The organism is Prevotella fusca JCM 17724, assembly GCF_001262015.1.
Classification (GTDB): Bacteria; Bacteroidota; Bacteroidia; order Bacteroidales; family Bacteroidaceae; genus Prevotella; species Prevotella fusca.
This window is the reverse complement of record NZ_CP012074.1, coordinates 291,999-305,051: the sequence shown is the minus strand read 5'-3', so window position 1 is coordinate 305,051 and position 13,053 is coordinate 291,999. Positions and strand designations below refer to the sequence as shown.

Genomic DNA, 13,053 nt, shown 5'->3' with positions numbered 1-13,053 from the left:
TCAAGGCATAAACTTGTAGTATTAATCTTTTTTATTTACTTTCGTGGAAAAATAAAAGAATCGAATTAATTACTAATTATAAACAAGAAATATGATGAGAACATGTAGAATGACAAAGGCTTTTACAGCTTTGCTGCTTACAGCCTTGGGCATGGGAATTTTGTCGGCTTGTTGTGTGTCAGGGGTTCGGAAGGCTCCCACAGCTGCTCAAGTTGAGGATACATCTGCTGTCCAAGAGGATAAAACCTTGAAGAAGGAAGATGCCTCTAATGAGAATATGGTGGTGGATACAGTCTATGGAGACTGGCATGTTCAGATTAAGGCAGTTGACAATAAGGCTAAGGTGAAGAATTCTGACGAGTTTGTGAAGAAGCTACTTGTCACTATTTCAAAGGGTGGTAGGATTCTGTTTGATAAGAAAGTTTTTACCCGGGAAAACATTTGGAAAGGTGCGGATGAGGATTTCCAGGTTTATGCAGCTTCTGTTTCCGACATAACTAACACTTCTGTTTATTTGCCAATTTCTATCTGTTATCCAGAAACGGATGATGGTTTTACCTTCTTGTTGGCGTTATCTAAAGATGGGAGCACTAAGGTTTATCCTGTTCCTATGGCGTGGGATGAATCAGATATGGTGACAGACTTTTATGTAAGGTACATCCACGAGTGTCAGCAGAAGCCAGTAGACAAGGCATCACTACTGAAACTTGCTCGTGACTATGGCTCATCTGCGTTCGTAGAACAGCTGACAAAGGAAGGAACACAGATTGTCTTTCCAGCAAAGATACTTGCTCGAAAGGATATGAAAGTAGTACCAGAAGCGGAACTTGTGAAGGATAGATGTCGTGTTAACTTCTCTACTTCATACGATAATACCCAGCCTTTTGATTCAATACGTGTTGAGTTGAAGAAGCGTTCGGTGAGGAAAGAATACGATTATGACTATATGATAGATAAGGTGATTCACTGATTACGCTGCATCTATAAAACAAAAGCAGGGACGCACAATTCGTACGTCCCTGCTTTTGTTTTATTTGATTATCTATCAAAATGCCCAACCGAAGCCGAGGTAAAGATAGAGAAGAGTCTTTTTAACAGCGTTCTTCTCACCGAAAGTAAAGGAAGGGCTGAAACCTGCACGGAAGAGGAAACCCTTGCGGGATACATGACGATAGCCGATGTTTCCAAAGAAATAGTAGCCGATTTTGTTACGGCTCTCATTGTAAACCAGCCAGGTCTTTGTCCCTTCAGGGGTATTATATTCGCCCATAGCATGCTTCTGCTGGTCAGCTGTCAACGAAGACTTAGGACCATCTACAGACTCCAGAAACGTACCGTGTAAATTGTAAATACCCACACTGGCACCCACACCCACCTCAAGATTGTTCTTCTGACTGCCTAAGAGATAGTTCACCTCCAATGGGACTGCATAGCCACGAACATCTGACCCTTCCCAGAATATACTGGAATTGCGTCCATAACCGAAGTTCAGACCCGTTCTCCATCCAAAGCGTGTATGGTCGTTGAAACGTGCATCATAGTTGACACCTACGAGGTTTGATGCTCCCATCAGTTCCAGATAAACAGCTTTATCCTTCTCCAGTCCGTACCCTGTTGATTCTCTAACAGTATTGGCAGCAGGATTCTGTGCCATTGCTGTTGCCTGTAATCCAAGGAACAGTACAAATACAAGTATTTTTTTCATCATTTATCTATTTTCCAAAATTGCCTGCAAATATATAAAAAAATGGAGTAATCGGGAAGAAATACCTGTTATTTTTACCATCAGAACGAATACTGACAGAGAATGCAAGTCTGGAAGGCAGATAATAACCGACACCGTCTTTTCTCCGGCAGTTATACTTTTTTAGATACAATTACTTATCCCTTTCATATAAACTATGGACAAGGACGACGTGAGAGTACTACAAGATAACTGTTTCGATACAGTCCTCATTCTTTCGCAATGAATATGGAAGTGATTTCTTGCACTGTTGAACCTGAAATATCTTTACACAAATCATCCTCTACCCTACCTTAAAAACAGGGATAAAAAGCGAATCCTAAACATCAAGTAACAACCAAACAACCAACGAGTTACCACCACGCATAAAGACAGAGGTGCTCAACTGGACTTCAACTAAGCCTTAGTTGGGCTTCAATTAAGCACCTATTGGACGTCAATTAGTTCTTAGTTGGAACGCAATTAAGCACCTATTATCGTAATGGAGAGGAAAAATCATGACAAAACCATTTCATTCCTTTACTCTTTCTCTTTCTGAAAGGAGAGGAATGAACGCCACAGCTTCCCTGTTGTTTTCATAGACATGCAGTGCTTGCCTTCCATTGATTTCACTCTCCATCCCACCATCTCTCCCCCAATAACTCCTATCTTGTAATTTTGATTTTGCCGCTTGATTTTGCTATCTATCCAACTTTTATTATCTTTGCATAACATTAAGTCGATTAGATTATGAACATAGATCACATATTGAACAATATCCATCACGAAGACGGACTGAGCCGCACACTTGGTATGGAGTTCATTTCTACCCCCGAAGACGACACGTTGAAGGCAAGAATGGCTGTAGACGACCGTAACAAACAGCCTTTCGGCTTCCTCGCCGGAGGTGCTTCACTGGCACTTGCAGAGAATCTTGCAGGCGTAGGTTCGATGGCATTATGCCCCGGAAAGATGGCAATGGGCATCAACGTACACGGCAATCACGTCAAGGCAATGCCTTACGGCGGAACCGTTACAGCTTACGGAAAACTGATTCATAAGGGGCATACGCTGCACGTGTGGAACATTGACATCAAGAATGATGAGAACGAACTCATCTCCAGCGTACAGGTTACCAACTACGTCATAGCCCCACAGGAGAAGTAAATGGAATCTTTCTTTATCTATCGTGAGCCTTTCGAGAAGGTTTGCCATTGCTATACACAGCCGGAAAAGCCGACGGTTATCTCTTCGCTTGCAGCACTTGACGGGCGCAAGGGATTTGTCATTGCACCGTTCTACCGTGACAGTAGCAACACACTTTACTTGCTGGATGGGCAGAACGGTTCATCTACTGTTCTGCCTTTAGACGGCAGCAAGGGCTTTAAGGCTATTCCAGACTGGCAGGACGAAACTCTGCTTGCTGGCGAAACAACATCGCTTCGCGAGATCTATCACGATGATTTCTGTCGTTTCCATAAAGAATTAGAATGCAATACATTCCGTAAATTGGTGCTGGCACGCTCAGTCGTAGAGGCGAAAGATGAGGGAACAACTCCTCGGAGTATCTTTCTCAAGGCTTGCGAGAGGTATCCACGTTCCTATATCGCCCTTTTCTATACCGAAGAAACGGGTATGTGGCTTATTGCAAGCCCAGAGATACTGCTCTGTGGCGATGCTGACGGCTATCAGACAATGGCACTGGCAGGCACGATGAAGTATAAGGGTGAAGATATGCTGTGGTCTGCAAAGAACCAGGAAGAGCAACAGCTCGTTGCCGACTACATCCGCACCTGTCTGCAACCATTTGCTTCTGAAATCGCTGAAAGTAAGCCCTATACCGCTCGTGCAGCACATCTGGCACACCTTCGTACCGATTTCACCTTCCGCCTCAAGGACACACAGCGACTCGGAAGTTTCCTCACAGCCTTCCATCCTACCCCTGCCGTATGTGGCATGCCAAAGGATGAGGCACAGCAGTTCATCCTTCACAACGAACAACTGAACCGCGGTTATTACAGTGGTTTCAGCGGACTGCTTGGCGATAATGGTATGGCAAAACTTTATGTCACCCTCCGCTGTATGCAGATCTCCCGTCCTGCCTGCCGCCTTTATGCTGGTGGCGGACTCTTAAAGGAAAGCGTCGAAGAGAATGAATGGCAAGAAACAGAAGCCAAGCTCGACACTATGCGACAGCTATTAAATCACAATTAAAGTTATAGGCATATTTGTCTTATTGGGCTTATAAGCCTTATTAGCCCAATACCCCTAACCATCATCACCCAACATTCACCACCCATCACCCACAATGTACAGCACCAAAGAAAACGTCAACATCCTTACAGCCTTACTCGTAAAGGAAGGTATCACGAAAGCCGTTGTATGTCCTGGCTCTCGTAACTCTCCTATCGTGCATAATCTCTGTGCTTGTCCTGATATTGAGTGCTATCCCGTCACTGATGAACGGTCGGCTGGATTTATAGCTTTAGGTATGACACTGGCTGATAATGAACCTGTTGCCGTTTGCGTGACATCGGGTTCTGCCTTGCTCAACGTGGCACCTGCCGTAGCTGAAGCCTTTTATCAAAAGCGTCCGCTGATTGTCATTTCAGCCGACAGACCGGCTCAATGGATTGACCAACAGGATGGGCAGACTCTCCATCAACATCGTGCACTGGAACCGAATGTCCGCAAGAGTGTCACATTACCTGAACCTCATAACGACGAGGAACGCTGGCATTGCAACCGCTTGGTCAATGAGGCGTTGAATGCTGTACGGCTGAATGGTAGCGGTCCGGTACATATCAATGTCCCCATCACCGAACCGTTGTTTGACTACGATGTCCTGCAGCTTCCTGACGAACGCCGCACTGTGCTCTATCCTGCCGTAACGGATGACACAAGAGTCTATGAGATGGCAGCTGATTTCTTCTGCGGAGAAAAGCCGATGATTGTCCTTGGGCAGCTGATTCCCGAGGTTGTGGGCAATTCTCTCGAAGCAATAGAGGAATTGAAGAAGGTTGCCGTCGTTATTCAGGAGAAGCTGGCAGATGATAGTATCTGCCCTGCACAACCCATAGATGAAGTGCTGAAAATGATAAGTGATGATTCCGCTTATCGTCCAGACCACCTTATTTATATAGGAGGAACGATTGTCAGCAAACGACTCCGTCAGTTCCTGCGCAAGTGTGAGTGCAGGATGTCAATCATTGTGAACGAGGAAGGTAATTGTTGTGATACTTTCATGCATGCCACAGACATTATCCAAGGCTCGGCGGAAGAGGTTATCGGCATCTTTGCCAACGAGACGGAGGGCGTAGAGAAGAAGGATTTTGTAACGCTATGGGATGAGGTTTTCGACAAAGCCAAAACCATCCGTGAAACGATAAAACCACGTTTCTCACAACTGCTGGCTGTTAAGACTTTCCACGAGAAGATGAGGGAAGAAGCTGTTGATGGCGAATTGTTCTATGGGAACAGCTCGGCTGTGCGCCTTGGTAACATCTTCTCCGACCAGTACATCTATGTCAACCGAGGAGTAAATGGTATAGAAGGCTCGTTATCAACGGCTGTCGGCTATGCCGTTGCACATCAGGACGAGGAGGATGTCTACTGTGTTATCGGTGACTTGAGCTTCTTCTATGACCAGAATGCACTATGGAACGGGGCGCTGTCGCCCAACCTTTCTATCCTCTTACTTAACAATGGCGGTGGAGGTATCTTCCATCAGCTGCCAGGCTTGGAGCGTTCACCCTATCGGGACAGTGCTGTAGCTGCCCATCATACGGCATCCGCAGAGGGAATCTGCCAGACACATGACATCGTCTATCTATCGGCTCATAACGAAGAGGAGCTTTATAAGAATCTTGACAAGTTCTTTAATGCTGAGGAAGGACCTGTTCTTCTGGAGGTATTCACCAACGCAGAGGAAGATGCACAAGCCTTGAAGGATTATTATCAAGCCTTTTAATAAAACTAATTTGCCATAGTTCATCTTCTTTTCAGGAATAACTTGGCAGCACCCTATAATCAATCAAAAACAAAAAGACCCTATGGAGAAAAGAGAATGGAAGCCGATTGAGGGCTTCAACTTTGAGGAAATCCTCTTTGAAGAGTACAACCACATAGCAAAAGTAACCATCAACCGCCCTCGTTACCGTAATGCCTTCACACCGAAAACAGTGTGGGAAATGTCACAGGCTTTCAACTACTGTCGTGAAGCCCTTGACATACGGGTGGTCATTCTCACTGGTGCAGGCGACAAGGCGTTCTGCTCCGGCGGTGACATGAATGTAAAGGGACACGGCGGATATATCGGTAGTGACGGTGTTCCACGCCTCAACGTACTTGACTTGCAGATGCAGATCCGACGCCTTCCAAAGCCTGTCATCGCTATGGTAAACGGCTATGCGATTGGTGGTGGACACGTCCTTCACGTGGTATGCGACCTTTCCATTGCTTCTGAAAACGCCATCTTCGGACAGACAGGACCCAAGGTTGGCTCCTTCGATGCCGGCTTCGGCGCATCTTATCTGGCACGTGTCGTGGGTCAGAAGAAGGCTCGTGAGATATGGTTCCTGTGCCGACAGTACTCTGCTGAAGAAGCTGAACGGATGGGACTGGTCAACAAGGTGGTTCCTTTCGACCGTCTCGAAGATGAGTGTATAGACTGGGCTGAGACGATGATAGAGCGTTCTCCGCTGGCACTCCGTATGATGAAAGCTGGCTTTAACGCCGAACTTGACGGACAGGCAGGTATCCAAGAACTCGCTGGAGATGCCACAATGCTCTACTACACACTTGATGAAGCGCAGGAAGGTGGCAAGGCTTTCCTCGAAAAGCGCAAGCCAGACTTTGACAAATATCCACAGTTCCCATAAAATTATTATTGGGTCTATTGCCCTAATTAGGCTAATGGGCCCAATAAATCCCTTTAGTAAACAATGGCTATAGAACTTATCAACAATAAGGTTAATTAGCCTTATTAGCCTAACAAACCTAATAAAACCTGTATTACCAACAACCAACAAACAATCATGGGAACACCTTTCTTACCACAAAAGGGCAACTATCGTAATCTGATAGCCTATCAGAAAGCAGAATGTATTTATGACATCACCTATTACTTTGCCCATCATTTTTTGGATAGAAACGACAGGACGATAAATCAGATGATACAAGCTGCACGCTCTGGAAAGCAAAATATTGCAGAAGGATGTGCTGCCTCGACAACCTCTGCAGAAACGGAAATAAAGTTAGTGAATGTTGCACGTGCCAGTCTTCAAGAGCTTTTAATTGATTATGAAGATTATCTTCGTGTCCGAAATCTTATAAAATGGAATGTAAATGACAAGAATGCTATCATTGCCCGACGCATATGTGCCAAGCATAACGAGTCTGCGTTTTATCGCAATGCCATTCAAGTACGGACAGATGATACAATAGCAAACATTGCCATTACATTGATTTATCAAGAAGATGTGATACTTAGAAAATACTTAGACCGTATCAAAGATGATTTCATTAAACACGGTGGAATACGCGAGCAGATGACAAAAGCAAGAATTGAGTATAGAAACAAACGATAAATAGCTTACAATGTACAACATAAAAATCTCCTCACACACCCTCCACTTCCTCCTCCCTGCGGGCACTTCACGTGGTGTCTACACAACGAGGAAGAGCTATTATGTCACGCTGACTGATACCCATCAGCCAGAAGTGAAAGGTATAGGAGAATGCGCCACACTACCCGACCTGTCATGTGATGCCATGCCTGACGAGGAATACGAGCAGAAACTGCATGCCTTCTGTGATGACTTCTGCCACACAGGAGGCATTGACGTTGATGCCATGCGCCCTTATCCTTCTATGCTCTTCGGGTTGGAAACGGCTAAAGCACAGCTGGATGCCAAGGGAAGCACCAATCTCTTCAACACGGCTTTTGGGCGAGGAGAAGAAGGGATTACCATCAACGGACTCGTATGGATGGGGACTTTCGATGAGATGTATCAACGTCTGGAAGCGAAGCTCAAGGCTGGATTCCGTTGTGTAAAGCTGAAGATAGGAGCGATTGACTTTGAGAAAGAGCTCCACCTTATACGCCATATCCGTCAAGCCTTCACACGTGAACAGGTGGAACTACGCGTTGATGCGAACGGTGCCTTTGCTCCAGAAGATGCGATGCAACGATTGGAAGCACTGGCACAATATGACATCCACTCCATCGAACAGCCTATCCGACAGCATCAATGGCACGAGATGGCACGCTTATGTGCTGACACTCCCCTGCCGACAGCCCTCGATGAGGAACTTATCGGCATAAACAATCCTACGGAGAAAGCATTGTTACTCGACACCATTTGCCCACAATACATCATTCTCAAGCCGAGTCTGCACGGTGGCATGACGGGTACAAGAGAGTGGATTGCGATGGCTCGGGAACGTAACATCGGTTCATGGATAACCTCAGCACTTGAGAGCAACATCGGACTGAACGCTATCGCCCAACTCACCGCCGACATCTATGGTCCAAATATCACCATGCCACAGGGCTTAGGTACGGGTCAACTATTCACCGACAACATCCCAATGCCATTGGAAATAAGGGGTGACCAGCTCTGGATAGGCGATTGAGAGAATTATTATTAGCCCTATTAGCCCAATAAGGCTAATTAGCCTAATAAAACAAAAACAAACAACAATGACACTACAGGACTTCCTTTCAGAATGGCATAATGACAACCCCCAACTCCTCGTCCACACCAGCGGCTCCACTGGTAAGCCGAAACCGCTGTGGGTGGAGAAGCATCGCATGCTCAATTCTGCACGCATCACCTGCGATTTCCTCGGCTTGAAGGCTGGCGACACAGCCCTGCTCTGTATGCCACTCGACTACATTGCAGGCAAGATGGTAGTGGTAAGAAGTATCGAACGTAACCTGCGCCTGCTGAGCGTAACCCCATCAGGACATCCCCTCTCTGACGCATCACTGTCTGAAGCTGCCGTTTCTGATGAGGAGATTACCTTTGCGGCAATGGTGCCGCTGCAGGTCTATAACTCCCTGCAAGTGCCCGAAGAGCGGGAGCGGTTGCGCCACATCCGCCATCTGATTATAGGCGGTGGAGCGGTTGATGACAAGTTGTCAGCTGCCCTGCACGATTTCCCCAACGCTGTATGGAGCACCTACGGAATGACAGAAACGCTCTCACATATAGCCCTCCGACGGCTGAACGGTCCTGATGCCAGCGAATGGTACAAGCCTTTTGAGGGTGTGAAGACATGGCTCAACGAATACGGGTACCTCGTCATTGATGCCCCTGCTGTCTGCTCTCATCCGTTAGTAACAAACGACAGGGCTGAAATTCGCCCCTCCGACAAGAAAGACGGGACTGCAAGCCCTTGTTTCCGCATCCTCGGACGGAAAGATAATGTAATTGACTCGGGCGGTATCAAGATTCAGATTGAAGAAGTGGAACATCGTCTGAAGCCCTCTCTTACAGCCGACTTTGCCATAACGAGCTGTCCTGATGAGCGTTTCGGCGAAGCCGTTGTCTTACTTACGACACAAGCCGACACCGCTGCTGTAAAGACTCTCTGCCAACAACTTCTCCCTAAATTCTGGCAGCCCCGCCTCATCTTCCACGTTCCTTCCCTCCCCAAAACTGGTACAGGAAAACCTGCAAGAGCAGAGATAAAGACCTTAGCACGTCAGTTATGTAAATCAAAAGTATGACATTGTCCCTGACCTGACAACATACAGTGTTATATTTAGTGCCCAACACCATTGATGTTTACCAACAACACCATACATGCTCACCATCAGCACCACACGTGACGGGCACCAACACATCAGCAGAAAAGGGTAAGATAGATTAATCTTTACCATTATAAATAATGGAATGATATAACAAATAAAGGCTAACTTATGCATAAGATATTTACAGGACAGCACAAAAACAAAAAATATAAAACAAAAGGTAAGGAGATTCATCATACCATTTAGGACAGAAAACAATCGCATCTATAGATGACTTTTAACAATAGGTAAACAAACAGTACACCCCTAATCCATTTCTACACCTTTTCTCCCATTACGACTTCCCACCCTTTCCCCAACCGTGAAAAACTTAATCTTTTGTTTGCCACAACCGATTTTTTTACCTAATTTTGCAGTCATAAAACCAATACGTAATTATTAAATGGACGATTATCACGCGGAGAATTGCAATTTGTAGGCGTGAGGATTACAACGGAATGTTGCTAATCCCCACTCTATTTCTTAACTTTGGAGATTAGCAAATGAAGACATATTGGAACACCAACGGAAACCTGAATGTCATTAAGGAATGGCAGCCAAACTGCTGGATTCAGGTGACTTGCCCGACAGAGCAGGACCAGCAGGAACTCGAAGACACTTTTCACATCCCCGACTACTTCTTATCGGATATCAGCGACACCGATGAGCGGGCACGCTATGAATACGATGACGGCTGGATGCTGATTATCCTCCGTATTCCCTACGTGAAGGAAATACGCTCACGAACACCTTATACAACAGTACCGTTAGGTATCATTCACAAGAAAGACGTGACCATAACGGTCTGCAATTTCGAGACGAACATGATGCTCGACTTCGTCAGCTATCAGCAAAAGAGGAATGAAGGCTTTACGGATTACGTAGACCTTATCTTCCGCCTCTTCCTTTCTTCTGCCGTATGGTATCTGAAACGACTGAAGCAAATCAATACTTTGATTGAAAAAGCAAAGCGCAATTTGGACAGAGGGGTGGACAATGAAAGTCTGATTGGACTGAGTCGTCTGCAGGATTCGCTTACCTATTTCATCACATCCATCCGCGGCAACGAGAACCTGTTGGCAAAGCTGAAGTTCAAGCTCCAGATTGACGAGCTGGATGCCGACCTGATTGAAGACGTGAACATTGAGATGTCACAGGCACGGGAGACAACGAGTATCTACTCCGATATTCTTGAATCGACGATGGACACCTATTCAAGCATTATCAACAACAACATGAATACCGTGATGCGAACACTCACCTCGGTGTCAATCATCATGATGTTGCCAACGCTCATATCCTCACTTTTCGGTATGAACCTTGTCAACGGATTAGAAACAAATCCGTGGGGATTCCCGCTTGCAATGTTCCTGTCGGTAGTTGTTTCGGCTGCATCGTGGTGGCTTCTGCGCCGCAAACGTCTGCTTTAGGACGAAGATATGAAAAAAAACAACCTAAAATTAGGTACTTTCAAACTTTTTATCTAAGTTTGCAGTTGATATATTATATGGTAGAAGACTGGCGTGCATGAACGCAACAGTCTGAAATCTTAAATGTGGAAAAACCCAAATCACAAACAAAAAGTGAAATGATGGACTCTCAAGAGAATGCCCTGAACCAGGGTGCAGAAGAAGTTAAGCTGTCTGAAGAAGTTGCAACCAACGCCACAACGGAGAACTCCGAAGCGCAGAATGTTAATGCTGATGCAGCAGCAGAAAGCCTTAACCAGCCAGCTGAAACACAGCCCGAGAGCGAGGACGGAAACCCCGCAGCAAAGGCATACAGTTCAAAGAAGGAGATTATAGAGCGTCTGAAGGCTATCGTTGACAGCGATGATACGCCCGAAAAAGCTGAAGTAGAGCACCTGAAAACGGTATTCTACAAGCTGCACTTTGCCGAGCGTGAAGCACAGCAGAAGGCATATCTCGACAATGGCGGCGACCCGGAGAAGTACCAGGTCCTGCCCGACGAGGACGAAGAGACCTTCAAGGCAGAGATGACCATCATTAAGGAAAAACGCCAGAAGGCTTTCCTCGCACTTGAAGAGGAGAAGCAGCAGAACCTCAAGAAGAAGGAAGCTATCATCGAACAGATTAAGGCGATGGTTACTACTCCTGATGAAGCTAACAAGAACTTCGACCAGTTTAAGAAGCTGCAGCAGGAATGGAAGGAAATCAAGATGGTTCCGGCAGAGAAGGCAAATGAGCTCTGGCGCAACTATCAGCTCTATGTAGAGCAGTTCTATGACCTGTTAAACCTCAACCGTGAGGCACGCGAATACGACTTCAAGAAGAATCTTGAGAAGAAGACACAGCTCTGCGAAGCTGCGGAAAAGCTCGCTGACGAAACTGATGTCATCAGTGCTTTCCACCAGTTGCAGGAGCTGCATCAGGAATACCGTGAGACAGGTCCTGTTGCAAAGGAGCTCCGCGAACAGATATGGACACGCTTCAAGGCTGCCAGCACCGTCATCAACAAACGCCACCAGCAGCACTTCGAGGCACTCCGCAGCCGTGAAGAAGAGAATCTGACAAAGAAGACTGCGCTTTGCGAACAGGCTGAAGAGATTGTAAAAAAAGAGAACAAGACTTCTGCCGACTGGGAGAAACGCACCAAGGAAATCATTGCTATCCAGCAGGAATGGAAGACCATAGGCTTTGCTCCACAGAAAATGAACGTTAAGATTTTCGAGCGTTTCCGTGCTGCATGTGACGACTTCTTCAGCCGTAAGGGTGAATTCTTCAAGCAGCTAAAGGCACAGTTTGCCGAAAATGCAGAGAAGAAGAAGGCGCTTGTAGAGAAGGCACAGGCACTGAGCGACTCTACTGACTGGAAGGCTACATCTGACAAGCTCATCGCTTTGCAGAAAGAATGGAAGACCATCGGTATGGTTCCGAAGAAAATCGGTGACCAGCTGTGGCACGACTTCCTTGCTGCCTGCAACCACTTCTTCGAGGCACGTAACGCCATCCATGCCGGCACACGCAGCGAGGAACATGAGAATCTGAACAAGAAGCGTGACATCATCAGCCGGCTGAAAGAACTCCTTGAGCAGACGGGTGGGAACCTGCAGGAGAAGGTTCAGCAGTTGACAGAACAATATAATAAAATCGGTCATGTTCCTTATAAGGAGAAAGACAAACTCTATAAGGAGTACCACGAGGTATTGGACAAGCTCTACAAGGATCTCCACATATCTGCAGCACGCAAGCGTGTTGACAATTTCCGCAACAACCTCAAGAAGGTTGCCGAACGTGGTGCCGATGCTCTCGATAACGAACGTGGTCGTCTGCTCCGTCGCTTCGAGCAGCTGAAACAGGAAATAAATACCTACGAGAACAATCTCGGCTTCCTCAACATCAGCTCGAAGAAGGGTAACAGCCTTATTGACGAGATGAACCGCCGTATCCAGAAGCTCAAGGATGACATGGATGAGGTGAAGCAGAAAATCAAGGCTATTGATGCCGAGAACAAGTAAACACAGTCTCCAGCCGACCTTGTCATGAATGGCAAGAGGAGGTTAAGGAAAAGA

11 protein-coding genes are annotated in these 13,053 nt (G+C 46.3%); 10 read left to right on the top strand and 1 reads right to left on the bottom strand.

Translation table 11 applies throughout. The annotated features are described in order from the left end of the window. Positions 1 to 91 precede the first annotated feature (91 nt). Entirely contained in the window at positions 92 to 970 is an 879-nt protein-coding gene (locus ADJ77_RS01210; RefSeq protein WP_025077971.1) for a hypothetical protein, read from the top strand. Between the two features lie 75 nt (positions 971 to 1,045). Here ADJ77_RS01210 and ADJ77_RS01205 read toward each other — a convergent pair whose 3' ends face one another. Next, positions 1,046 to 1,654 (bottom strand): hypothetical protein, encoded by a 609-nt coding sequence (locus ADJ77_RS01205; protein ID WP_042740869.1) that lies wholly within the window; start codon positions 1,652 to 1,654, stop codon positions 1,046 to 1,048. A gap of 819 nt (positions 1,655 to 2,473) precedes the next feature. Here ADJ77_RS01205 and ADJ77_RS01195 point away from each other — a divergent pair. The 9 genes from ADJ77_RS01195 (at position 2,474) to ADJ77_RS01155 (ending at position 12,999) form a co-directional block, all read left to right on the top strand. Further along, positions 2,474 to 2,890 (top strand): PaaI family thioesterase, encoded by a 417-nt coding sequence (locus tag ADJ77_RS01195; RefSeq protein WP_025077974.1) that lies wholly within the window; start codon positions 2,474 to 2,476, stop codon positions 2,888 to 2,890. Next, the gene (locus tag ADJ77_RS01190) at positions 2,891 to 3,937 is read left to right on the top strand and encodes an isochorismate synthase (RefSeq protein WP_050695944.1); all 1,047 of its coding nucleotides are present in this window, start codon (positions 2,891 to 2,893) and stop codon (positions 3,935 to 3,937) included. It abuts the gene before it with no gap. A 94-nt stretch (positions 3,938 to 4,031) separates the two neighbouring features. After that, complete coding sequence (menD, locus tag ADJ77_RS01185) at positions 4,032 to 5,693, top strand: 2-succinyl-5-enolpyruvyl-6-hydroxy-3-cyclohexene-1-carboxylic-acid synthase (RefSeq protein ID WP_025077975.1); 1,662 nt, start codon at positions 4,032 to 4,034, stop codon at positions 5,691 to 5,693. A gap of 82 nt (positions 5,694 to 5,775) precedes the next feature. Then, positions 5,776 to 6,603, top strand: coding sequence for a 1,4-dihydroxy-2-naphthoyl-CoA synthase (gene menB / locus ADJ77_RS01180; RefSeq protein ID WP_025077976.1), 828 nt, complete (start codon positions 5,776 to 5,778; stop codon positions 6,601 to 6,603). Positions 6,604 to 6,759: 156 nt separating this feature from the next. Beyond that, a complete protein-coding gene (locus ADJ77_RS01175) occupies positions 6,760 to 7,311 on the top strand; it encodes a four helix bundle suffix domain-containing protein (protein ID WP_025077977.1) in 552 nt (183 codons plus the stop codon). 10 nt (positions 7,312 to 7,321) lie between these two features. After that, positions 7,322 to 8,359: an o-succinylbenzoate synthase gene (locus ADJ77_RS01170; protein WP_050695943.1), complete on the top strand. Its 1,038-nt coding sequence runs from the start codon at positions 7,322 to 7,324 to the stop codon at positions 8,357 to 8,359. Positions 8,360 to 8,426: 67 nt separating this feature from the next. Then, on the top strand, positions 8,427 to 9,458 hold the full coding sequence (locus ADJ77_RS01165; protein ID WP_025077978.1) for an AMP-binding protein: 1,032 nt from the start codon (positions 8,427 to 8,429) through the stop codon (positions 9,456 to 9,458). 566 nt (positions 9,459 to 10,024) lie between these two features. Next, a complete protein-coding gene (locus tag ADJ77_RS01160; protein WP_025077979.1) occupies positions 10,025 to 10,951 on the top strand; it encodes a magnesium transporter CorA family protein in 927 nt (308 codons plus the stop codon). A gap of 158 nt (positions 10,952 to 11,109) precedes the next feature. Further along, complete coding sequence (locus ADJ77_RS01155; protein WP_050695942.1) at positions 11,110 to 12,999, top strand: DUF349 domain-containing protein; 1,890 nt, start codon at positions 11,110 to 11,112, stop codon at positions 12,997 to 12,999. The last annotated feature ends 54 nt before the right edge of the window (positions 13,000 to 13,053 follow it).